At 54.3% G+C, this 24,131-nt stretch carries 18 protein-coding genes, 1 tRNA gene and 1 pseudogene; 13 read left to right on the forward strand and 7 right to left on the reverse strand.

Annotated elements, in window-relative coordinates; genetic code table 11:
- Nucleotides 1-58 precede the first annotated feature (58 nt).
- From HDF12_RS13120 to katG, 7 genes are all read left to right on the forward strand, one after another.
- Entirely contained in the window at nucleotides 59-1,255 is a 1,197-nt protein-coding gene (locus HDF12_RS13120; RefSeq protein WP_257025653.1) for an anhydro-N-acetylmuramic acid kinase, read from the forward strand.
- 122 nt (nucleotides 1,256-1,377) lie between these two features.
- Entirely contained in the window at nucleotides 1,378-2,907 is a 1,530-nt protein-coding gene (locus tag HDF12_RS13125; protein ID WP_348641527.1) for an ABC transporter substrate-binding protein, read from the forward strand.
- Nucleotides 2,908-3,180: 273 nt separating this feature from the next.
- A complete protein-coding gene (locus HDF12_RS13130; RefSeq protein ID WP_179584064.1) occupies nucleotides 3,181-3,633 on the forward strand; it encodes an anthrone oxygenase family protein in 453 nt (150 codons plus the stop codon).
- 375 nt (nucleotides 3,634-4,008) lie between these two features.
- Nucleotides 4,009-4,431: a VOC family protein gene (locus HDF12_RS22015; protein ID WP_218892456.1), complete on the forward strand. Its 423-nt coding sequence runs from the start codon at nucleotides 4,009-4,011 to the stop codon at nucleotides 4,429-4,431.
- Nucleotides 4,432-4,783: 352 nt separating this feature from the next.
- Nucleotides 4,784-7,057 (forward strand): TonB-dependent receptor, encoded by a 2,274-nt coding sequence (locus tag HDF12_RS13140; protein ID WP_179584065.1) that lies wholly within the window; start codon nucleotides 4,784-4,786, stop codon nucleotides 7,055-7,057.
- Nucleotides 7,058-7,318: 261 nt separating this feature from the next.
- Nucleotides 7,319-7,765 carry a Fur family transcriptional regulator gene (locus tag HDF12_RS13145; RefSeq protein ID WP_179584066.1) on the forward strand — a complete coding sequence of 149 codons (447 nt, stop codon included), beginning with the start codon at nucleotides 7,319-7,321 and terminating at the stop codon, nucleotides 7,763-7,765.
- A 177-nt stretch (nucleotides 7,766-7,942) separates the two neighbouring features.
- Nucleotides 7,943-10,186: a catalase/peroxidase HPI gene (gene katG / locus HDF12_RS13150; protein ID WP_179584067.1), complete on the forward strand. Its 2,244-nt coding sequence runs from the start codon at nucleotides 7,943-7,945 to the stop codon at nucleotides 10,184-10,186.
- Nucleotides 10,187-10,751: 565 nt separating this feature from the next.
- On the opposite strand, the gene HDF12_RS13155 is transcribed toward katG, so the two are convergent.
- The 5 genes and pseudogenes from HDF12_RS13155 to cas1 form a co-directional block, all read right to left on the reverse strand.
- Complete coding sequence (locus tag HDF12_RS13155; RefSeq protein WP_179584069.1) at nucleotides 10,752-11,657, reverse strand: hypothetical protein; 906 nt, start codon at nucleotides 11,655-11,657, stop codon at nucleotides 10,752-10,754.
- A gap of 16 nt (nucleotides 11,658-11,673) precedes the next feature.
- Nucleotides 11,674-12,546: a phosphodiester glycosidase family protein gene (locus HDF12_RS13160; protein ID WP_179584071.1), complete on the reverse strand. Its 873-nt coding sequence runs from the start codon at nucleotides 12,544-12,546 to the stop codon at nucleotides 11,674-11,676.
- A 692-nt stretch (nucleotides 12,547-13,238) separates the two neighbouring features.
- Entirely contained in the window at nucleotides 13,239-13,511 is a 273-nt protein-coding gene (locus tag HDF12_RS22920; protein ID WP_179586861.1) for an HNH endonuclease, read from the reverse strand.
- A gap of 26 nt (nucleotides 13,512-13,537) precedes the next feature.
- Nucleotides 13,538-14,149 carry a hypothetical protein gene (locus HDF12_RS13170; protein WP_179584073.1) on the reverse strand — a complete coding sequence of 204 codons (612 nt, stop codon included), beginning with the start codon at nucleotides 14,147-14,149 and terminating at the stop codon, nucleotides 13,538-13,540.
- Between the two features lie 288 nt (nucleotides 14,150-14,437).
- Nucleotides 14,438-15,613: pseudogene (gene cas1, locus HDF12_RS13175) on the reverse strand (CRISPR-associated endonuclease Cas1); the annotation flags it as partial.
- A 53-nt stretch (nucleotides 15,614-15,666) separates the two neighbouring features.
- On the opposite strand from cas1, the gene HDF12_RS13180 reads away from it, so the two are divergent.
- Nucleotides 15,667-16,320 carry a hypothetical protein gene (locus HDF12_RS13180; protein ID WP_179584074.1) on the forward strand — a complete coding sequence of 218 codons (654 nt, stop codon included), beginning with the start codon at nucleotides 15,667-15,669 and terminating at the stop codon, nucleotides 16,318-16,320.
- An 82-nt stretch (nucleotides 16,321-16,402) separates the two neighbouring features.
- Here HDF12_RS13180 and HDF12_RS13185 read toward each other — a convergent pair whose 3' ends face one another.
- On the reverse strand, nucleotides 16,403-16,981 hold the full coding sequence (locus tag HDF12_RS13185; protein WP_179584076.1) for a hypothetical protein: 579 nt from the start codon (nucleotides 16,979-16,981) through the stop codon (nucleotides 16,403-16,405).
- A 396-nt stretch (nucleotides 16,982-17,377) separates the two neighbouring features.
- Here HDF12_RS13185 and HDF12_RS13190 point away from each other — a divergent pair, with 396 nt between their 5' ends.
- From HDF12_RS13190 to HDF12_RS13210, 5 genes are all read left to right on the forward strand, one after another.
- On the forward strand, nucleotides 17,378-17,836 hold the full coding sequence (locus HDF12_RS13190; protein WP_179584078.1) for a hypothetical protein: 459 nt from the start codon (nucleotides 17,378-17,380) through the stop codon (nucleotides 17,834-17,836).
- 164 nt (nucleotides 17,837-18,000) lie between these two features.
- A complete protein-coding gene (locus HDF12_RS13195) occupies nucleotides 18,001-20,448 on the forward strand; it encodes a hypothetical protein (RefSeq protein ID WP_179584080.1) in 2,448 nt (815 codons plus the stop codon).
- A gap of 169 nt (nucleotides 20,449-20,617) precedes the next feature.
- Nucleotides 20,618-20,691, forward strand: a tRNA-Gln gene (locus tag HDF12_RS13200).
- A gap of 164 nt (nucleotides 20,692-20,855) precedes the next feature.
- Entirely contained in the window at nucleotides 20,856-21,359 is a 504-nt protein-coding gene (locus HDF12_RS13205) for a DUF1572 family protein (RefSeq protein WP_179584082.1), read from the forward strand.
- 781 nt (nucleotides 21,360-22,140) lie between these two features.
- Nucleotides 22,141-23,025 (forward strand): alpha/beta fold hydrolase, encoded by an 885-nt coding sequence (locus tag HDF12_RS13210; protein WP_257025654.1) that lies wholly within the window; start codon nucleotides 22,141-22,143, stop codon nucleotides 23,023-23,025.
- A 26-nt stretch (nucleotides 23,026-23,051) separates the two neighbouring features.
- Here HDF12_RS13210 and HDF12_RS13215 read toward each other — a convergent pair whose 3' ends face one another.
- Nucleotides 23,052-24,026, reverse strand: coding sequence for an AraC family transcriptional regulator (locus HDF12_RS13215; RefSeq protein WP_179584086.1), 975 nt, complete (start codon nucleotides 24,024-24,026; stop codon nucleotides 23,052-23,054).
- Nucleotides 24,027-24,131: the final 105 nt, after the last annotated feature.

The raw sequence follows: 24,131 nt of genomic DNA on the forward strand, positions 1-24,131 counted from the left end.
TTTGTGGCGATAGATGCACGGGACCGGGCGTTGCCCGGTGTCATTCGATTGGGGAGGCATGGTGAAGAGCATGGTGGTGGCGGGAGTGATGAGTGGGACCTCCGCGGATGGGGTGGACGTTGCGATCTGTAAGATCTCGCCGGCGCTTATGGCTGGTGGGACGCCGCGCATCAAACTGCTGGGACATTTGGGACTCGCCTATTCAAAGACTCTGCGAACGGCTGTGCTCGGTGCGATGGACGCCGACGCGATTTCGGTGGCGGAGCTTGCACGATTGAACTGGCGGCTGGGTGAGTTGTATGCCGACGCTGTGGTGAGCGCGCAGGAGAAGTTCGGAGTGACGGTTAATCTGGTGGGTTGTCATGGACAGACGATCTACCACCAAGGCTCGCCGGAAAAGTATCTGGGGAAAACGCTGCGGGCTACGTGGCAGATCGGTGAGGCCTCCGTGATTGCGGAGCGGCTGCGGGTTCCGGTGGTGAGTGATTTCAGGCCGGGGGATCTGGCTGCCGGTGGGCAGGGGGCCCCTCTGGTGCCGATGCTGGACTACTGTATGTTCCGTTCGGCGAAGGTGAGCCGGGTGCTTCTGAATCTTGGCGGGATTGGGAATTTGACGGCTATTCCAGCGGAGGCCGGTGTCGATGGGCTAATGGCTTTCGATACCGGTCCGGGGAATATGGTGATCGACGCCTGTATGAAGAGGCTGTATGCAAGGGAGTTTGACCGGGCTGGTGCGGTGGGTCGAACGGGGCGCGTGTTGCAGAATGTTGTGCAGGAAGTTTTGAAGGAGAAGTACTTCTCTGCCCTCCCGCCGAAGTCTTGCGGGCGGGAGCAGTTCGGAGAGGTGTTTGTTTCGCGGTTTATTGCGATGTGTCGGAAGGCTGGTGGAGTGGAAGACCGCAATGAAGATGTAATTACTACGGCAACAGCGTTGACTGCGGCATCTGTTGGGCAGGCCTATAGGAAGTTTGTGTGGGGACATGTGGGGCAGGCTGCCCCTTTGTCACGAGTGGAGTTTGTGGTTGCGGGTGGTGGGACGAAGAATGTTTCCTTGATGAGAATGCTACGCGCAGAACTAGAACCGATGGGAGTGAAGGTGCGCTTTATGGAAGAGTTGGGGGTCCCGGCGCAGGCGAAAGAGGCTGTGGCCTTTGCGCTGCTCGCGTGGTTGAGTTGGTTTCATCTGCCAGGAAATATTCCGGCTGCAACAGGAGCGAAACGAGCTGCGGTGCTGGGGAAAGTGACAACGGTCTAGCGAATTGTCGTGCATACCATGTATTTCCAAACGACGAATAAATCGAGGATCAGGTCCTTAGCGGATAACAGATTTATCACGGATTATATGGCGGTGAAATCCTGACTCAAAAGCTATTGTGCGTGTTGGCGCTCATTGGATTCGGCATCTTAGCGGGTTGTCGTGGCCGGGTGGAGGGACCAGGTTCGGTGGTGATGATTCTGGAGAGTAGTCCGAATAACCTGGATCTGAGGATAGGAGCGGATGCGCAGTCGGAGCGGGTGGGTGGCCTGATCTTTGACGCGCTTGTGAAGAAGGATGAGCACTATGAGCTGCAGCCGTGGCTGGCGAAGAGCTGGGAGCAGCCCGATCCGCTGACATGGGTGTTTCATCTGCGCGATGGCGTGCGGTTTCATGATGGGAGGCCGCTGGAGGCAGAGGATGTTGCTTATACGATTCGGAGTTTGATTGACGGCTCGCTTGTTACCGCGAAGGGTGGCGGATTTGGTGCGGTGGATAACGTTGAAGCGAAAGATCGGCTGACCGTTGTGGTGCATTTGAAGCGCCCCGATGCGGGGCTGCTGTTCAACGTAAGCGATGGATTGTTTGGAGTGGTGCCGCGTGGGAGCGGGAGGGATTTTGGCCTGCATCCGGTGGGATCCGGGCCGTTTCGGTTTGTGAGCGCGGTGCAGGATAAAGAGGTGGTCGTTGCAAGGAACCATGAGTATTGGGCGGGGCTGCCAGTTGCTCCGGCGGGTGCGCAGGATATTGAGCGAGTGCGGTTCGAGGTAGTTCCGGATGCGATTACGAGTGCGCTGGAGTTGAAGAAGGGATCGGCGGATCTGGCCAGCAATGTGGTGACGCTGGATATGGTGCATGCTCTGGAGAGTGCGCCGAACCTGAAGGTGGAGTCGGGGGTGGGGTCGCCGGTGGTTTATGTGACTTTCAATGTTACAGATCCGTTGTTGAAGGATAAGCGGGTGCGACAGGCGATCGCATGCGCGATGGATCGGCAGGCGATTGTCAATGCGATCTGGCGGGGCCAGGCTAGGTTGGCGAATACTTTACTGCCGGCGGGACATTGGGCGGCGGCTAATGATGCAGAGTTGGCGCAGTATCCGCATGATGTGGCCCGGGCCCAGAGGCTGTTGGAGGAGGCTGGCTTCCCTGCCGGCAAAGATGGGGTGCGGCTGCGGTTGACGATGAAGACAAGTACGGATGAGACGACTCGGCTGATGGTGACGGTGTTGCAACAGCAGCTGCGGGCAGCGGGGGTTCGGCTGGAGATAAGGTCGGCGGAGTTTGGGACGTTTTATGCGGACGTGACAAAGGGGGCGTTTCAGATGTATGCGCTGCGCTGGATCGGGAGCAACGAAGATCCGGATATCTTTCGGTATGCCTACGCATCGAGCAGCTTTCCGCCGAAGGGAGGAAATCGGGGACGATACTCGAACGCGCGAGTTGATGAGCTACTGACTGAGGCTGCCGCTAGTTCGGATCGCTCGGCCAGAAGAGCCGATTATGTGGAGGTGCAAAAGATTTTGTCGGATGAGCTGCCGGGGATACCACTGTGGTATCCGAATAATGAGGTGATTCACACGCGGCGGGTTGGGGGAGTTGTGCCGCGAGGGACGGGGAGCTTTGATTTTTTACGGGAGGGGTGGGTGCGGTAGCGCTGCGACGGGCGTGGTTGCCTCTCCGGGATTCACACCTTGCGCTATTCCGTTCTGCGTCGATGAGAGATCCAGTTGCTTTACAGATTCGACGGTCGACGCGTGAAACCTTCGCAGAGATCACAGCTTTGAATCGCCTTTTGCTCCGCGTGCGCGCCAACCTTGAAGAAGCTATCGACGAATGAACGTCTACCGATAGCAAGTAAAAGACGATGTCTTTGAGGCGACGAGTTGTGCATTCCAGCGGTGTACGGTAAAAACGGAGTGCTCATCATGAAGACATGGGAGTTGGTCAGCATCATTTTGTCGGCTCTTACGGCTGGAATGTTCTATGGGCCATGGGTTGCATTGAGCAGGTCAATGAAGACCTTCCCACCTGAACTCTTTCTCGCCATTGTGGATCGGATGAACCGCAACATGGCACCGGTAATGACCGTTCTGATGCCTGCCACCCTCTTGTCGATCGTACCCGTTCTGCTGCTGTCCTATCGAGAGCGGCCGATAGTTTGCTATCTGAATGCGATTGCTTTCGCGCTCTTTATCGTAGCTCTGCTCGTCACGGTGGTGGTTGAAGTTCCTATTGTCCAGCAGATCGTGACCTGGACTGCCTCGACGCTACCGGACAATTGGCTGCAGCTTCGGGATCGTTGGATGAGATTCCATCTCGTTCGAGTGGGTGCCGGGCTTACAAGCCTTATCCTTCTTCTGGTCGCGGCAATCTTCTGAACCGTACCGGTGACCACGCGCGCTTCCACAAGTCTCGGCTATTGACAATGCAGCGCTGATCGAGGCAACCTTTCAGTGCTGCGTAGGGCGCATCGGTGCAGATCGAAAGGGCAACGCCCACCTACGGTAAGTGAACACCAATGCGCCTATGCCGAATATCGAAACCTCAAAAAGCAAGCGAAACAGTATCTGCGTTGGCACCGTGAACGGTACTATCCCGTCGCGGCCCAAATCAGAGCTGCGTTACCCCGATTTCGCCACATTGGGGACGTGCAGATACTGGAGTCAAGCTTCAGGCTCGCGGATGCGCAGGAGCTTGTAGCGAGGCAAATGGGGTTCGACGGATGGCAGGCGCTTAAGTCAGGAGCAGATGCTATGACCGATGAACACAGACAGACGATGTCACGTCCCGTTCTCAGTTCAATTGAGGCGCAACTCTTCGTTGCGAACATCAAGAGTTCCTGTGATTTCTATAGAGGCAAGCTCGGCTTCGCGGTCGAATTCGTCTATGGCGATCCTCCATACTACGGGCAGGTCTTCCGCGACAACGCACGACTCAACTTGAAGCTGGTCTGCGAACCTGTATTCGCTGGCGATATTCGCAAGCGCGAACATCTGCTGTCCGCTTCCATTGCGGTTGCCACCGCGATGGAAATCAAAGAGCTGTTTCTGAGTTATCAAGCTGCAGGAGTCTCTTTCCATCAGACACTTAAGAGGGAGCCTTGGGGCGCCAAAACGTTTGTTGTCTCGGATCCGGATGAGAATCTCATCCTCTTTGCTGGCCCGGAAGCCGACTGAACTGCGCCAATTCAGAAATGCGGGGCGCAAACGCTTCAACAAATGCCGGGGATCGTGGCCGGGGCGTCCCTGTCTCAGCTGCAGTCAGGCGATAAACCGCGATGTTCCAGTCTTGAAATCTCCAAAGCTACTGCATAAAGCACCGACCGCAAAGCCACGAAATCGTAGCAACAATTCAATCAGTTCGGTAGTTGCTGATTGATAATCTATCGAGGGGCCAGACTACAAGGGACTGGGGCTCTCACAGTCAGTCTCTAAGGGCTAGAATAGTCGGCCCGCCGCCCACGCTATGCCCGTCCGCCTCATTTTGGCTAAGTCAGTATCGCTGCTTCTGGTCGGTGGCACTTGGCCGATGCTCCTCGCTCAAGTGAACACAGGAGAGCTTCGTCTCAAAGTAACCGATCCTGGCGGATTGGGCCTCAGCGCCTCCATCACGATCTCCAGCAACTCCAGCCAATACCTCAACTCACTAACAACCAGTAAAAGCGGCGAGGTTGATATTGAGACCCTACCCTATGGGATCTATCTCCTACGCGCAGAGAGTCTGGGCTTCACAGCAACCACCGAAACAGTAGAAATAAGATCGGCACTTCCCTCTGAGCACACCATCAAGCTGACTGTCGCGCCGGTAAAGACGTCGGTGCAGGTAAGCAGCTCCGCACCGCTGATCGATCCGTATCGTCCCTCCTCTGTCATGCAGATAGGCTCGCAGCAGATTCAGGATCGTACGGCATCCTTGCCTGGCAGGTCGGTGCAGGACCTGGTCGATACGCAGCCCGGCTGGCTCTATGAGGGCAACGCTGTCCTTCATCCGCGCGGCTCCGAGTACCAGACGCAGTTCGTAATCGACGGCATACCTCTCACCGACAATCGCTCCCCAAGCTTTGGCCCGGAGATTGGCGCCGACGACCTGGACTCCATGAGTATCCTCACCGCTGGATTCCCTGCTGAGTACGGCCGCAAGATGGGCGGCATTGTCGAACTCAACACCCGCCGCCAAACCGCCGACGGTCTGCACGGGGAGGTCGTCCTGTCCGGAGGCAGCTACGATACTGGAGCCGCTTACGGCCAGCTGCAGGAGGTGCACGGCAAGAACACCTTCGGCGCTACCGCCTCCGGCAGCATGTCTGCGCACTACCTAAATCCTGTAGTGCCGGAAAACTACACTAACCGTGGAACCACCGGAGACTTCTCCGCCCACTACGAACGTGACCTGACCCAAAACGATCGGCTCAATATGAGCGTCCGCCACGAACTCTCGCGTTTCGAGATTCCCAATGAGTTGGTTCAGCAAGAAGCCGGCCAGCTGCAGACCGGCAGCAACTTCGAGACGATGGGCACAGTTCGCTACCAGCACATCTTCTCCCCCGACAGCCTCGGCACTCTCGCCGCCATGGTGCGCGATAACGCGAATAACCTCAATTCAAATCAGAACTCCACCCCGATCATCGCGTTTCAACATAACAACTTCCGCGAAGGCTTCTTCAAAGCGACCTACTCTTTCCACCACGGCCATCACGAGTTCAAAGCTGGCGTCGAATCCGACAACGTCTTCCTGCATGAAGACTTCAGCTATCGCATCACCGATCCCACGCAGTTCGATGACAACACTCCTTCAAGCCTGGCCTTCATGGAACACCGGCCAGACCTCGAGCAATCCGCATTCGTCGAAGACCTGATACGTCTCGGCAAATGGACGATCAGCGCCGGCTTACGTTGGGATCACTATCAACTCCTGCTCAACCAGAGCGCCTTCAGCCCTCGCATCTCCGTTGGCCGCTACCTGCCATCGCTAAACATGGTGTGGCACGCCTCATACGACCGCATCTTCCAGACTCCGTCGTTTGAGAACATCCTCATCTCCAGTTCGCCGCAGATTGACGCACTCAACAATAACTTCCTTCGCCTTCCCGTCCAGCCGTCCCGCGGGAACTATTACGAAGGCGGCCTCAGCGAAGCCTTCGCGCAGTGCATGAGTCTCGACGTAAACGTCTACCGTCGTAACGTCGCCGACTTTGCGGACGACGATCAACTTCTCAACACCGGAGTCAGCTATCCCATCTCCTTCGACAAAGCGATTGTCTACGGAGCGGAAGCAAAGCTCTCTCTGCTTCACCTCGCGAAACTCTCCGGCTACGCCAGCTACTCCTACATGGTCGCCAACGTCTGGTATCCGGTCACCGGTGGCCTCTTCCTTGGCGATGACGTAACCGCCGCCGTCACTCAAACCATCGGGCACTTCCCCGCATCGCAGGACCAGCGCAACACTCTGCGCACGCGCTTTCGCTATCAGTTCGTACCGTGGCTCTGGTTCGCCGCAGGCCTAAGCTACGGCTCGGGTCTGCCTTTCGCCTACACCGGCGATCAAGCCGACGCTCTCGCCCAGTATGGCCCGCAGGTAATCAGCCGCATCAACTTCGACCGCGGCCGCATCTTGCCTCTGCTCGCTACCGATGCCACGTTAGGTGCGGACATCCACAAGAGCGACCGAATGATCATTCGCTTTCAGGCCGATGGCAGTAACCTGAATAGCCGTCTCAACGTCATTGACTTCGGGGGTCTTTTCTCTGGGAACGCGATCGCGCCCGGACGAAGCTTCGCTCTCCGTCTTAGTACAAATTTTTAGGCGTAGAAACCGGAAGAGTCGCTAGAGAGTGGACCGAGGTTGAGGAACAGAGATTACAGTGGCGGCCTGCGCCTGGACCTGGCATTTGGTTTGGCGAGCCGGGCTGTGAAGAGAACGGAGGAGATCCTATCAGTCTCCCCCCAAAATTGATCGCGAAACTCTGCCCCGTGCCTCGCAAATCAAAGCTACAGCCTTGCAGCAGAGTCGTTACGCTCCGTCACTCCTTGACGAACAAGAATAATTATCGTTTACTAGCTCTTGATGCAAGCCTCTCCCACCGTCGAGACCCGTCCCTTCCGTGAACTTTGTGCGGATCACGGACTCACCGCGACCCACCAGCGCCAGGTTCTCTACGAGGTGATGCAGACCATGCCTGGCCACCCCAGCCCGGAAGAGGTCTACGCGCGGGTCAAGAAGCGTATACCAGCGATCTCCCTCGCGACGGTTTACAAAAACATTCATCTCTTCGTCGAAAGAGGCGTTCTAAAAGAAGTCAGCATGCACCACGGCTCCCTCCGAGTCGAGCTGAACAGCCACCTCCACCACCACATGGTCTGCTCGCATTGCAAGGCCATCACCGACATAGAAGAAAAGGATCTCGGCGTCCTCCCGGCACTGCAACGGTTGCCCGGGGGGTTTCAGGCGGAACGCTTCGCTATCGACGTCATCGGAATCTGTGCCGCGTGCCAGAAAGCAAAACGCAGCTAACACCATTCGCTCGCTAACCGAACTTAAGAAGTTGCAATATGCCGAAGGCTATCGAAGCAAATATTTGATCCACCGGCGCCAGCTCTGCGGCGGTAATAACCCGAACTCGCAAACCGTTGGCCCTCGCGGCCCAATCGTGGGATGGATTTCCCCGGCAATGAGAACGAAGGAGCGAAAATGTCAGAAGAAATGAAATGCCCGGTACCACACGGCAACGGCCCAAGCGCAAACATCACCGCCACAGAGACTGCCTCGCCCATGCATGGCGCTGTCACGCACAACTCGCGCAAGATCACGCGCAACGAGCATTGGTGGCCCGACCGCCTCGACCTTGCCATCCTGCACCAGAACACCAAACTGGCCGATCCCATGGGCCAGGACTTCGACTACGCAGCAGAGTTCAAAACTCTCGACCTCGACGCCGTCATCAAAGATCTCCACGCCCTGATGACCGACTCGCAGAGTTGGTGGCCCGCCGACTACGGCCACTATGGCCCGTTTTTCATCCGTATGGCATGGCACAGCGCAGGCACGTACCGCACCCATGATGGCCGCGGCGGCGCAGGCATGGGCACGCAGCGTTTTGCGCCGCTCAACAGCTGGCCGGACAATGTCAGCCTCGACAAGGCTCGCCGCCTGCTTTGGCCCATCAAGCAGAAGTACGGCAAGAAGATCTCCTGGGCCGATCTCATGATCCTTGCCGGCAACGTCGCGCTCGACTCGATGGGCTTCAAGACCTTCGGTTTCGGCGGCGGTCGCGCTGACGTCTGGGTGCCGCAAGAAGATATCTTCTGGGGCTCGGAGAATACGTGGCTCGGCAGCGATCGTTACCAGGGTGAGCGTAATCTCGACAACCCCCTCGCCGCCGTGCAGATGGGACTTATCTACGTAAACCCGGAAGGCCCCGACGGCAAGCCCGACCCGGTCGGTTCGGCACGCGACATTCGCGAGACCTTCGGCCGCATGGCCATGAACGATGAAGAGACCTACGCTCTTATCGCCGGCGGCCACACCTTCGGCAAAGGCCATGGCGCATACGACCCCGGTCCGAACGTGGGCCCCGAACCCGAAGGCGCACCCATCGAGCAGCAGGGCTTCGGTTGGAAGAACGGTAAGGGCAAAGGACACTCGGAAGACACCATCTCCTCCGGCCTCGAAGGCGCCTGGACCAGCAGTCCTACCAAGTGGGACAGCGAGTACCTCGACAACCTCTACAACTACGACTGGGCGCTAAAGAAAGGCCCCGGCGGCGGATGGCAGTGGTACGCCGTGAACGAGGAAGCCAACATTCCTGACGCGCACATCAAGGACAAGAAGCACCTGCCCATGATGTTCACCTCGGACCTCGCACTCAAGTTCGATCCCGCCTACGAAAAGATCGGCAAGCGCTTCCAGAAGGAGCCCGCCGCGTTCGCCGACGCCTTCGCTCGCGCATGGTTCAAGCTCACCCATCGCGACATGGGCCCCATCGTCCGCTACCTTGGTCCTCTGGTTCCCAAGGAGGAGTTAATCTGGCAAGACCCCGTCCCCGCTGTCGATCACGAACTCATCGGCGAAGCGGAGATTGCCGCACTCAAGGCGAAGATTCTCGCCTCCGGTCTCTCGACCTCGCAGCTGGTCTCAACTGCCTGGGCGGCAGCGTCGTCGTTCCGCGGCTCTGATAAGCGCGGTGGAGCGAACGGTGCGCGCATTCGTCTCGAGCCGCAGAAGAACTGGGAAGTGAACCAGCCTCTCGTGCTCGAGAAGGTTCTCAGCACCCTTGAGGGGATTCAGAAGGACTTCAATGCGACAGGCAAAAAAGTCTCGCTCGCCGACCTGATTATTCTTGGCGGTTGCGGTGCGGTAGAAGCGGCGGCGAAGAAGGCCGGATACGACGTCAGCGTCCCCTTCGCGCCTGGCCGCACGGACGCTTCGCAGGAGCAGACCGATGTTGAGGCCTTCGCCCCGCTGGAGCAGACGGCAGACGGCTTCCGCAACTACCTCCGACTGGGACACACCGAACGGGCTGAAGCGCTGCTCCTCGACCGGGCGCAGTTGCTGACTCTAACTGCTCCTGAGATGGCTGTTCTCCTTGGTGGCCTGCGCGTTCTCGGTGCCAACTTCCGTGGCTCGAAGAACGGTGTCTTCACCACGCAGCCCGAGACGCTGACGAATGACTTCTTCGTCAACCTGCTCGACATGGCGACCGACTGGAAGGCATCTTCTACCTCGGAGGGCTCGTTTGAGGGGTTAGATCGTGCGACAGGTGAGATTAAGTGGATCGCCACTCGTGTCGACCTGATCTTCGGTGCCAACTCTCAGCTCCGTGCGATCGCGGAAGTCTACGCATCGGCCGACTCAAAGGAGATCTTCGTGAAGGATTTCATTGCCGCGTGGAGCAAGGTCATGAACCTCGACCGCTACGACCTGCGCAAGGCGTAATTCGTAGGTTGGACCTAAACTCCGCAAACAAAGGGTCTCCGATCAGGAAGTCGAAGTCGTACGCCGTCGCGCTCTGCGTTGGCGGTGAAACTCGCGGAAGCGGGCTGGAGGGCCTGCACTTGAAGACCCTTTGAGAAGCTGATCTCCTTTCAGGCTGGTTGACCAACTATTGACCAATTTCGCCTCTTTGAATGCTTGAAGAAAAATCTTTGCAGGAACGGTGTGGCCCTTGAATTCGTTCTAGCTGCCGCGCTGGATCTTTCAAACATGGGATCCCAGGGATGGAAGATCGCCTTAGAGCTAGTGTCAAAAGCTTACAAGCAGGGGGCGACTACGGAACCTTATGATTATTAAGATTCTGCAAGGCCGCGGAAGGAGCTGATTGCAACGCTCCTTAGGTCTTTACGCCGGAGTGAGTCCGGGTAGGGCAGTTTTGGAGCCCTCTGTCTCCTATCCCCGTCAGCCGTTGACGGGTAGGGGGATAGAAGGCTGCAAAAGTGCACCCCATCCCGGACCGACTGATTTTCATCTAGTCGCAGGATTTGAATCAAGAGCGTGTCTCAACCTAATGTAGACCGATCGTTGCTGTGAAGGGCTTTGTTGCTACTTTCTTCCATCCCGATGAGTCAGCCTTCAACAGTGTTGCTTGGCCCTGGATGATAATAAAGCCGTCATCTGTAATCGAGAAGGGTAGATCAACGAGCGACCATTTGGTAACCGAACCGCCATTGATAAGCTGACCTCCAAAGTCGTGGCCGTCGTGATAACCCTCATTTACCGAGCCGTGTGATCCATCTTCTAGCTCGTAGGTTCCGGGGATAGGACTCCAGACTTTGTCGCCGAGTTGCTTCAGAGTCATCGTTCCGTCTACATCTCCGAGACGAATCTTCCATTTTCCTGAGAAGTTGTCTCGAGTTGCGTGCGGATCCGCATCGTTCGGCAATATCTCAGTCTTCACTTCTGATGTCAAAAGTGAAGATGACGAATTCGCTGTTGATTTCGGAAAGGTGCCATATGGGTTGGTCAACACTCCATGAAATTCAGCGATTCCGGGGTTCACTGCAACGAACGTCCACCCGTCGCTTTGGGGTACCTGGATTGGCGCGTCTATTTGCGGGGTAATAAATAGGGGCTGACCGGAAGCCAATCGAACAAGATTTCGATCGTAAGAGATTTCGAACTGGCCTCCTGAAACGGGAAGCGAACCCGAGGGAACAATGTATCCGCGGACATGAATTTCTTGGCCCACATTAACTCGATTGACGTCGGAGGACAAAATGACTCTCGCGTCTTCGTGGTAAAACAGGTGCGTTAGAAGCGGCCTGGCTGGTGTCAGCAAAACTCCTATGTAGCCCAATGTCGCAGTCCCAACCGTAATTAGCAATGGTTTTACAAGCTCGAGCACTCTACTGGGTAAATCGGTTTTTATGTCTTTGATCGACGGGGCGTCAGCTTTGAGTTTGCTTTTCACAAAATCTCCCCCCTGATCACTTACGCGCGCTGATTCGGATCCCATTAGGAATAAAGTTATCGGACCCACTGGCGAGTTTGAGATTCAGAGCTGGACAAAAAATCAATGCGCTCGGACCTCCGTCCATATTGAGGGCGAAGTCCACTCCCGCCCCTCCCTGAATAACGGGAGTGCTCAAGAAATCAGCAAACTCAGCGAGGGTCATCGCATTGTTGGATGGAGAGAAAGCTCCCGCGACTACAATTGCCCCATCTCTTCTTAGGCCAACAGCTGTCCGATTAGCCAATTGATGATCGTCAGTATGTATGCCTGACCTGGAGTCTTCAACGAGCAACGGCTTTGATTGCAGGGCCTCAAGAATGTCGGCCGATCTATGAAAATCCTTTATCCTTACGATTTTCGATCGATCATTGCTTGAATAAAGCACCCCGCCCGAATTCCAGTCCTTCATTTTGTTGAGTTGGAGTCCATCGTGAATAAGGAGGCCTAGGGGGTAGAAGGTCTTATTGTCATCCGTCCCATAGTAGCCTCCGTTGACGATCACTATCGCATTAGTTCCTTCAGCGCTATTTTTCTTGAGCGAAGCTGCGGTGCCTTCAGGGCCAACTGCAAAAGCACTAAGCTCATAGTTCTGCATTGGTATTTCAAAGTAAATCAGCCTCAACCCATCCCGGCTGTTCATTTGATCAGCTAATTCTTTAGTAACGCAGACCGCCCTTCTCCCCCGCACGGAAAACTCTTGACGTGTCCCCTTGGTGGATAGCAATTGCGATAGCCACCCTGGTCCATTTTGCTGGGAAAAAGTTTTTACACATTGGAAGGATGCACATAAGAGCAGGACCAGCAAACGACCCCTATTCGCACGCGACCTCTTCATGAAGTTATCCACTTTTGACCTCCTTCTGGATGCATCCGAAGTCTGTCCAAAGAATCAGACTGAATATATCCGTTTTTCGACGGTCCGCAGACAAATTTCAAGTGTTGCCGCCTTAACGCTGATTGGACTATCTTTGACATCGGCTTATATCGACCCGTTCCGCGCGCAATCGAGTCATTGAGCCTTCACCGCCGCATTCAGGACAGGTTTCACCGTCAAATGAACCTTCGCCTTCGCAGAGTGGGCAGGCCATCCTCTTGTATTGACTCAGATCAACTTTGTCGGCTAGCAATCGAGCCGTGGAGCCTTCACCGCTGCATTCAGGACAAGTTTCACCGTCAAATGACCTTCGCCTCCGCAGAGTGGGCAGGCCATCCTCTTGTATTGACTCAGATCAACTTTGTCGGCTAGCAATCGAGCCGTGGAGCCTTCACCGCTGCATTCAGGACAGGTTTCACCGTCAAATGACCTTCGCCTTCGCAGAGTGGGCAGGCCATCCTCTTGTATTGACTTAGATCAGCCTTTGTCGGCTAGCAATCGAGCCATAGAGCCTTCGCCGCCGCATTCAGGACCGGTTTCACCGTCAAATAAGCCTTTCCCTCGCAAACTGAGCATTTCGTACGCTTGTACTGGCTTATGTCAGCTTCTTCAGCGCGCCGTTGGGGCATTGAACCTTAACCACCGCACTCGGGAATGTTTCGTTTTCATACAAGCAAGCCTTTACCCAAGCAGAGCGGACATTTGGTATATCCTCTTCTGTTTAATGATTCCGGCTCGAGCACCTTTTGCTCGACCGAGCCTCTCCATAATATGTTATGTCTGTCTTGGCTTCTGTCGAGCACATGCATCCGCCGATGGCAGTTTGGGCAAAGCGCGACGGTGTTCTCTATCGTGTCGTCGCCGCCCGCGCCACCTAGGGCGTACCTGGATGCACGATCTGGTTTCCACCTAAGAATTCCATTTCGACCGAATGCGATTTGATTACAACCTCAGACACTCTCAGTCATGACTTGAGAAGAATGACCATATAAAGCGCTAGGAGGCAGACTAAGGAAAATAACATAGACATTTGACTCCTCAAAACCCATCTAGCCTTTCCGACCGAAACATATTCGATGCTTTCGAGTGCGCCTATCCAGTGCTCGAGTCTTGCATTGTAATAATTCAGTACGTGGGCCTGAGAGAATTCATCAGAACCGAGTTGTGCGAGGTCTTTTGCCTCCCTAATCTGTTCTGGAGAATCAAACGGAACGACGACCTCTGTCACTTTAGACCCTACCAGTGCAAAGATTACCGAAATCAACGCAGAGACAGGCGCGACTAAAATGAGCACAATCCACCAACGACTGCTGGAAATCAGAACAGGAATCCGTCCGTCCTTCACAAAAGTGGCCACAGCTGCGAGCACAAGAGCACTTATCGTCACTGCCGACTGTGATTTTCCATCTAGCGCGACGAATCCCTTGTAGTAATCATCGTATTGCTTTGCCGCATTGTCACAAGCCGCAGTCGCAACCCCGACTTTTTCGCGCAGACACTTATCTTCCTTATCTTCCGCCGATGGCACAGATGACGGATGGGAAAAAGGAGAGCTAAAAGAATCTTCACCCTTCAATGTCTTGACGCTTTCTTGGCCGCTTTTCTCGGACTCTTCTTGGCGGCTTTTTTCATTGTCTTAGTTTTGAAGTAGTGCGCCGTTATCGCTGGCGACGCCCCGTGAAGATAACAGTAATTACGACCCGGGCTGGCATCCCGGGCGCATCGTGTATTGCTAAGCGTTTTGCCTATACAGCGTCCCATTCAGATCTCCAGTGCTCTCGTTTAGCACCGTGTACGAGTATTTGTTAAAAAAGTGTTTCACAAAAATTAGCACATGCCTATTCACTGACTAGAAAGGTTGCCGTCATTTCAGATGCACACCGGCAAGCCCAGCGAGCGCTTTCCAGTGCCTCGGATGGGGAACCCGGCCTTTTCTAATATTGCCTGCATAACCTCGCGAAACTGAAAGACGGCTCGTAATCAGACTGGCAGATAAAGATGACATTCGCGGCTGAATCTTTTCCGCGTAGAACTCAACTGTCAGCCATGATGCTTGATCTGAGCTTGACCATTTCCGGATGTTTGCTTGATTGGCAATCTGTGTCTTGGATCGCTTAGCTTGGGCAGGAGCAGTATGGGAGACGACACGACCCTGTGTCGCGATCTTTGTCAGTCGCTGAGCTGACTCTTCTACAGCACAGATCCTACATTTCTCATTTGCATTAGTGATTGGACAGCCGCAGTCAGCACAGACGTTCTGCAGGGTTACCGCATTCTTCGACGCCACGAACGGGTCTCCACCTCTCGTCTCACGCTTGTTGTTCTGCGTTAGACGAGTTGCTGGAACTGCTCTACGAGTTTTCGTGGTTGAGGCAATCTCCTTCACGGCCCACTCTGCGAGAGGTGCGACTAAGCGAGCCCAAGTAGAAGTTGTTTCCGCAAGTTGACTGGCCAAATCAGCCATCAGACGGCAGTTTCCATTGCGCTCTTCGAAGAACCAATTTCTTTTTAGCGGCTGGCGCAGAATACGGTTGAGAACATACGCGTCCACATCAGGCCGGAGAGGTTCCATCAGATCGCACGCAAGGCTGTCTCGATTGATCGTATCCATGTGCAAAACTCCCATCTCGGGATCAAGCCCAAGGGATGCAATAGCCAGACGACATTCAGCCTCGAGGAGCGCATAGATATAGTTCAAGATTGCGTTTACAGGATTTACGGCGAGCCGCGGAGAGCCTGAAAGAACTGACGCACGTGAGCCGAATTTCTGCCAATGTTCCGGTACGCGCAAAAGTTCTTTGTCTGGGAATTTGACCGGGACCGTGCGCCACGCTTTCCAATAGAGTTTGGCCGCGCGCAACTCTACAGACCTAACCTCGTCAAGGGATTCGGCTTCGGCCAATTCAGACCGAATTTGGTTGATCTGTACCGATGTCGCCAGGTCTTTTAGGGATTCGCGCGCGACGCGCTCTTGCCCCGCAAGTTTTCGATCGATCAACTCTCTGCTGATTCGAAACGCTGTACCAGTGTGAATGGCGAGGGCCTGGCCGCGTAACGATTACCAGTCCAGCAATTCTTGAACCTCTTTCCAACTTGAATGCCGGTAAAAAATATCATGATCAAATCAAACCGTTTAATTTCCTGTTGACATGCCACGTCACTCCACTCGGGTATCCTTTGGCCGCAAATCCGGAGCAGTTCCATCTGATCGCGCCATTCGAACTTAATTCAAACAAATGGTTGCGGATGGACTGGATCAATCAATATTCCGGAAAACAATTCAAAATTACTACACAGAAGAATTTCAGCAGCAGAACGACCGCCAGAGTCAAAACTTACGGGGATGTTATCGCCGATTATGAGCATCACCCCGAATCGAAATGCGCTGACGTAAACGGAAACATTTGCGACAAAAAGACCGTTGGACTGCTTTACAGACGTCACGTCTGTATCGGGGAGATTATCCCAATTGGGAAAGAATCAAATTCTTTGGAAGAGGTTGACGCTGGCTTGGTTCATGCGGCTGAAAGCGTCTATACAGTCTACCCGGATCAAAGACGCGACGCATGGTCCCGAGTGTGGCCTCAACTGAAGAAGTTTAAGATCGCTGAGTTGACCGATATGACGGGGTTATCACGCAGGATGGTGATAAAGGCTCGTAAAGGGCAAGTGAGACCACATGTTCGTAATCAATTACTACTAACTAAAGTCGTGGATAGGGTCTCGCGCGGCACAGCACAGACGTAAACAGAAGTAGACCACCTAATAATAGGGACCAACCAAATTTGCAATAGCCTAGAGAAAAAGCTTAATTAGTACCCGTGTCAAATCAATGAGAACCCTTCACAGTTATTGTGATGACTTTGTTTGGACACTCCTTCGGATCGTCGGTCCCGTAGAAAGCTTGTCTAACTTTGACTAACGGGTAATCTGAATCCAAAGGCAGGAGACCACCGTCGGGGTCCTTCTTTCTCGCTCCGAAGAGAACGCATCCTTGTGAGTTACTAGGTAGTGCTCCAGGATGGAAAAGTATGTCCGCACGTGTCTTGCCCCCTGCATCTTTTACGCCATTGACCTCGATAAGGAAATCTCCTTCACGTGTGGCCACTCCACATCTTGAAAGTACAAAATTATGGTTCGATTGATATCGGAGGTTGCCCGTATATGAGCCCTCGGGGATCATAACCATGGGGTTTTCGTAGAATCGGCCAAAGTTCTGATTGTTGATTCCGATGTCGCCATAGACTCGCTTCACCTTTACTCCCCTGTCGATTACCTCGTCCGTTCCCAGCCTTACAAGATCGATCTTGAATTCATTAGGGATTTTGGCTGGACAGGTGCCCTGGCCAATCGCAGTTGATACAGCTATCAAGCAATATAGTGCAGACAATGACCAGTGCATTCGCATAAGAAGCCTCCCTCCCCCCCAAAGAAACACCGGGCTTTACGGGCCTGTCGGGAGTTTATATCTCCCGGTCGCTTTACCTACGGAGGTTATCAGTTTGAGATTCCTGTTCGTGCCTACCCGGGTCATATTAGGTGCAACACATGGAGTTGCTCGTGTAGTTGAAGGGCTCAGTAAAGCGATGACTGGAAATCCGAGCAGCTGATGCTTATTACGGAAGGACCAGCGAGCGCGATCAAGGCAACGAGCGGGATCATATTCTAGGTCCTAATAAAACACTTGACAATATTTGAATCATAACCTAAAAATGAACGCCTCGATATTCGGTTTCAAGCCCACTGTTTATTCCTCGTGTTGGTCCGGGCCCCTTCTCATATCCTATCCGTTTGAGGCTTCTCTATGAAGAGTGTTCATTGCTACCTGCGAGTCGTTCTCATCGCACTGATCGCCGTTGGGTACTCAACTATGGCTATCGGACAAACTCTTGCTTATGCCTTCGATGAGCACTGTTTTAATCCCCCAACAATCGGGCCAAACGGGATCTCAATGGTGGCCAAGTTGCAGCTGCCGTCCGATTGCCACAAAATAGGGGGTGTGGCCGACGTGCCGTTTGTTTCGGTGTACACACAAACAGCGGTGGATGCCCAGCTCAAAACGCTCAATACTAAGGTCGATGACCTTACCAAAAAGGCAATTGAAGCTATTGAGAAGTCCGTTGCCAACGACTCCGTTAAGGCCGGTGAGATTGATGCTCTTGTTCAGAGTATCGAGAGCCGTCTGTATGCGCGTGTGCTTGCAAGGGTTAAGGCTGATTTAGCAAACCCGGTACCCAGCCCACCGAGCAAGGCGACACCATGATTCGACGGCTATTCGCAGTTCTGACAATATACTGTTTGATCTCGACGACCGCATTCCCCCAGATGCCAAACGATAGCGCTGGTCGCGCCAACGAGAGAGGTAGTTATATTCTGGAGTCCACAATCCTAAAAACGACACGCGGATCGCAAATACCTTGGAGTATCTTGAATGCCCTGATCCAGGCGAAAACCTTGAGTGCTGAATGGCCGAGCCAGCGACTCTTTTCTCAAGGAAGCCCTCTCATCCAATTGAACAATCGGCTTCGTTGGACAGAGGAAACGCAGCAATCACTGCAGACGCTTAGCCTCTCGGTTCTGACCGACACGGGGGTTCCTCCCGGCCCGATCCAACTGCTCGCGTCATCCAATGCCGACTTTCGGGAACTCAAAGACAAAATCGATACTTTAGCCCCGGCACAGGTCTCTAACACTCTTGCATCAATAAAGCGAGCATCGACAACTATACGCATAAACGTAACGGCCGCAGTTACAAGCGACAAGATAACCCCTGAAGCAGTTGCCGCTGCGAGAAGTTCGGCTGAACAACTCGTCTCTACTCTTAAGTTTCTGCCGGACAACGGATCTCTCGATGTCCCGCGCAAACAGGCTAAAGCCATCCTCGACACACTGAATCCTCAAGCGCAAGCAGAACTCCAGGCTCTTCCCGAAAGTCTCGATAAATACCACCGGATCGCCAATATAGCGTTCGGATTTTCCGAGGTTATAAAGGCGAATCCGCAAATAGAACCCGATGTTAAAGTGGCTCTCAAACAAATTCAAAGTTTTGGCGAGTTCAGCCAAGCCCAAGCTAAGTTCGTGACGAACTTTGCGTCGCAGTCCAAAGCACTTTCGGACTCCTTAGGCAGGGACATTCCAGCAGCAGAGCAGCTTTTACCCTCGATCCTCAATGACGTCAGCGCCGCTCAATTCAGCTCCGACAATAAATTAATATCTGAGGCGGTCGAAAGAGCGTCATCCTTTACACAACAGTTCACTACGCTTTCGAATCTATTGAAAGGGCGCTCCGACGGATCGATTAACGCAGCTAGCTTAGGGTTGGCATCGATTGGAATCAAACAGGTCCAGCTCGCCAGTCCTCAGCTCACAAACAGTCTTGCAGCTCTAACGACCACTAAGGGAAATTACGCAAGCGCCGCACTCGGCCTCGCTTCAAGTCTCGGGATCAATCCGCCGCCAGCTCTTCAGAGTGCCCTGCCCTTGATGGCCACCGCAGCTAGTCTCTTCACTGGCGTGGGAGCGGTGTCATTGATTTCAGGGCTAGCTGGCGGCAGCGGTCCGCTCAGCTTTGTCAGTGGGTTCGGCGGGGGGGGCAAAGATTACAGTGCGGATTTTGCCGCGATTAAGCAGCAGTTGGCTGAAATTAGCGGAAAGTTGGACCAGATAAACTCCAAGCTCGACCAGATCTCGGATCAGATCCGGAAGAACCAAGAGCAGCTGATCTCCGCTCTGGAGGCTATCTCCTTTGATGTTCAACGCACACAAAGTCTCCTTTTATGGGAGGTCCACGCGCCAATTCTCAATAATTGTGGCGCAGCCAGCAACAGTGAAGTGCCAACAAAAGCTTTTAAGTATGTTACTGAGTGCGAAAACCTGCTCGACCTTTTCTATGCGCCTTTAGGCACTCCGCTGCCACTTACCCTCCAGGCAAACCTCACGACCAAGAGCCTGACAGATAACGCTAAAGAAAAATTATCCCTCGAACGGAATGCCAGGGCCTTTCTGGCCAAGCTAGCTCGTGACCGAAATTGCAACGGTCTATTCACAGCGAGCCAAGACATTGACACGTTGCAAGAGAAAATTGTCGCCAGCCGCGATCAGCCGAAAGTCAGTTGTGATCTCTTGCTAACTCAGCAGCCGCTTATAGAACCGGGGATCATGGCAACTTACATCAATTTAGAACAGAGTGCTCTGTTAACCGCGGCCCGTTTTGACAATGCTCTGAATTGGTGGAAGAAATATGGCCCTGACGTCAGTAAGCGCTGGAACCGTGAGCTAACGCTCTCGAATTTCGCAGTTGCTCAGCAAACGATGATGGTCGGCGATCTCATTCTTCCAGATTTGGCTGCCCTGCTGGAGGACGATAAAGGAAGGAAGAATCTGCAAAATCTTTGGGAGGACCAGGGAGTTGCAACGGTTTTAGCAGAAAATATAGTCAGATACTGGATTTGGAATAAGTTACACCACGCCGACGGTACTGCTCAGGTACTCTATAGCTTCGCATGGTACTCGAATGACGCCCGCTTCTGGAAGGAGCTCACAGGAGACTCTCCTGCGGTCTTCACTCAAGAAACCAAGAAAGTCACCCATCTGGATGGCTCATCGGAAGATGAGCTCGTATGGTTTATAAGTTATCCAGACCTTGGAAAGGTCTCAATGCCTTTACCTTCTGAGTGGATGCATCACGAGCTCAGGTGGACCAGCGGGCTGACCGGCATAGCATCTGCCAGAGACCGACTTGCGGGCGAGATGACCGGGATGGAATATATATCGTCCGCGAAAATGGGAACTCTCCGCGACCTCGGTCAGGCTTTCGCAATGGCGACGCCGAAAGGCCCTCAGGTGATGGCCAACCATCTACACTCAGTTCCATGACAGAAAAGTGTTGACCGCAAGGACCTACCTCCCGAGGGGTGCACTTTTCCCGGCTCCTATCCCCCTACCCCGTCAGCCGTTGACCTTATCTCCCTCACCTCGTACACTCGTAAAAGGCAGTCAGCGAACACCCTGTTCGCGACGCGACAGCGCACCACGCTAAGCACTTTGCCCCCTAGTTCAATGGTAGAACAGTCGGCTCTGAACCGATCAATCGGGGTTCGAATCCCTGGGGGGCAACCAACCACGTACTTCCTCGCACTCCTCTAACCAGACGGTTCGCTTACGATCTATGTTCAATCCACTCCGACGGAAGGCGACAAGCGCCAACTGGTTGCCTGCACCGAATACCAGGAGCTACTCGCAGAGCGGGATTCAGGCGCTGTGGGGCGGGTTAGAATGCTCGGATGACTACGACGCTTGATGCTGTTGCTGCCGATTTTCTTGATGTCTCCTGCCGGAGGCTCGACATGATGAGGGAGTGCCTTGAAGCTTGTTTGCGAAGGCTGACCTACGATCAGGTGTGGCAGCGGCAGGGGGCGCATGAGAATGCTGTGGGAAATCTTGTGCTTCATCTTTGCGGGAATGCGCGGCAGTGGGTGATGCATGGGGTGGGTGGGGCGGCCGATGTGAGGGTTCGGGATGCGGAGTTCAGCGCAGAGGGTGGGATGAGTGGGGCGGAGTTGATTGCGCTGTTTGAATCGACGCTTGCCGAAGCGAAGGGTGTGATCGCGGCGGTGCCGGCGGAGCGGCTGGTGCAGAGGATTACTCCGCAGGGTCGGGATGTGAGCGTGTTGGAGGCGATCTACCAGGTGGTCGGGCATGTGCAGCAGCATGTGGGTCAGATTATTTTGCTGACTAAGCAGATGACCGCTGGGGATCTCGATCTTACGATTCCTCGTCCCCGATAGCGCGGGATACCCCCTCCCCTCCCCCAGGGTATCTTGCAGGGAAGTTATTTGTTTTGATCAGCTTGCGCGGTGGTGCTGCCTGCAAAATATTGATTGCAGGGGAATTGCCTACAAAATACTTATAATCAATAAGTTAGGGAGAGATACGGCCGGTCCGAACAAAAGCTTTTCTGTTTCGACTTGAAGTTTTCTATTTCTTCTTCAAGTATAGTTCGGCGAGGTTAACTCATGTGCCACGCGAATGTTGTTTGTCTAGAGCGACTTAGAGTGGAGTGGGGCTTGACAGCGGGATTTGCTGAGGTTTTCGCAGGGTTGAGTTGACCGGTTTCGAGGCGGGAGAGGCAATGGCAACAGGAAGCCAAGTTGTGATTCTTCGCTTCGCTCGAAACGACAGGCTCGTTTGGTTGGTTGAAGATGGTGGTTTGTGGTTGCGATGTGGTGGATATGTGGTGGATTGGTGGCGCGGGTGGGCGTGGCGCGGGCTTGTGGTGAGTCTCCCTTCGGGCGGATAGGTTCTTAGAGGATTGGCATGGGCGACTTTCTCTTGTTTGGCGTGTAACTAGTGAACCCTTTTTCATAAAGATCAATCCATTTTAGTTGTAACCTGTGAACTGATGGTTCACAGGTTACACATATATTTTTAGTTGCTTCCGGAGGCAGAATGGATCGTCGAAACTTTATTGCGGCAGGTGGAAGTCTTCTGGCTTTGGCCAGCAGTGCTCCTGCTGGTCTTTCACAGGGTCTGTTGGGAGATACCGAGGATGCCAAGAGAGGAAGGGTTATGCCTAACAGTGTAGAGGTGCCGCTGACTGCTGTTCGACGCGTTGAGGCTGATGGGGTGACTGTGTTTTATCGCGCGGCGGGTCCGGTGGATGCGCCGGTGGTGCTGCTGTTGCATGGCTTCCCTACTTCTTCGTTTCAATATCGCGAGTTGATTCCGCGATTGGCTGACAAGTATCGGGTGATTGCGCCGGATCTTCCGGGGTTTGGATTTACCGAGGTGCCGGAGAGGCGGCAGTACAAGTACAGCTTCGATGCGCTGGCGCAGACGATGCTGGCCTTTACGGATGCGCTGCACTTGAAGCGGTATGCGTTGTATGTGTTCGATTACGGTGCGCCTACGGGATTCCGAATGGCGATGGCGAGGCCGGAGCGGGTGACGGCGATTGTCTCGCAGAATGGGAATGCTTATGAAGATGGGCTTGGCGATGCGTGGGCGCCAATTCGTAAGTATTGGAGTGATCCTTCGGCGGCGAACCGCGAGGAGGTACGCAAGGCTGCGGTGAGCTTCGAGGGGATCAGGTTTCAATATTTGCAGGGGGTGAAGAATCCGGAGGCGGTGGGGCCGGAGGCTTACTGGCTGGACTACGCGCTGGTGAACCGGCCGGGGAACACGGATATTCAGCTGGACCTGTTTCTGGATTACGCGAATAACGTGAAGCTTTATCCGAAGTTTCAGGAGTACTTCAGGACGTCGAAGCCGCCGTTGCTCGCGATCTGGGGGAAGAACGATCCGTTCTTTATTCCTCCAGGGGCTGAGGCTTATAAGCGTGATCTTCCGAATGCTACGGTGCAGTTTCTCGATACGGGGCACTTTGCGCTGGAGACGCATGTGGACGAGGTTGCGTTGGCGATGAGGGAGTTGCTGGGCAAGAGTGTGGGGTAGAGGTTTCGTAGGTGTTCGGTAAGAGGTTACCCAACAGCGGCCAGCTCCATCTGATGGCCGTAGGTGGCTTCAGCAGAGGCTGAAGAAGGCGGTGCGGGAGGTCTCGTACGACTGTATTGTCTTGGGGAGCAGCCCATGGTTCTTCTGAAGGCTTTACAGAAGGCGCTTTCGGATTCGTAACCGAGCGATGAGGCGATTACGGAGATCGAATCTTCGCAGTTCTTCAGCCTGTCTCCGGCCAGCATCATACGCCAACGTGTCAGGTACTCCATGGGGGTCGAGCCGACGGTCTCTTTGAACCTTAGAGCAAAGATCGATCGCGACATACCGACGCGCTCGGCGAGTTTCTGCAGTGTCCATGGATGCCCTGGGTCGTCGTGCATACATGTGATCGCTGCGCTCATCTGTTTGTCCGCGAGTGCGAAGAGCCAGCCGACGCCGCCGCTCGCGCCTTCGGCGAGGTGCAGACGAAGCGCCTGGACGAGCATCATGTAGGCGAGTTGCTGTGCGATCAACGAGCCGCCGGGCTGCGGATCGCGCAGCTCCTCCTTCATGCGTTCGAGCGACCAACGCATCGCCGCCTTATCCGACTCTTTCCGGATATGCACGATGGGCGGCAGAGACTTGAGCAGAATCTCAGCGTGACTGCCGGTCAGGATGAAGTGGCCGCCTACGATGTAGCGGTCGCCGTTTCCGTTGCGCGACAGCTCACCATTCCTCAGTGCTGTGAGAAATATGTTGAAGTCGACAGGCTTGAGTGACAGATCGGTCGAAAGGCTGAAGGGTAGTCCACGCGGCAAGAGAAAACAGTCGCCGGCTGTGAGGAGGACAGGATCAGGGACGCCTTCCACCGAGAGCCAGCACTGTCCCGAGACCATGGCGTAGCACTTGATGCCGGGATGTTTTGGCCATTGGATAGACATGTCACCACGGACCTCGAAGCCGCCGGAGGAATAGCTTCGCGGTTTGAGCAACGACAACACATCTGAGAGTGGATCCATGAAGCCTCCGGACGATCGAGCCAATAGTACGGACTTTCTGCATAGATCGTATCTCCTGCAAGCCCATCTAGCTATAGGACAGGACGCGACTGCGGCCTTTCAAGG

Source organism: Tunturiibacter gelidiferens (genome assembly GCF_013410115.1).
In the GTDB taxonomy this organism is placed as follows: domain Bacteria; phylum Acidobacteriota; class Terriglobia; order Terriglobales; family Acidobacteriaceae; genus Edaphobacter; species Edaphobacter gelidiferens.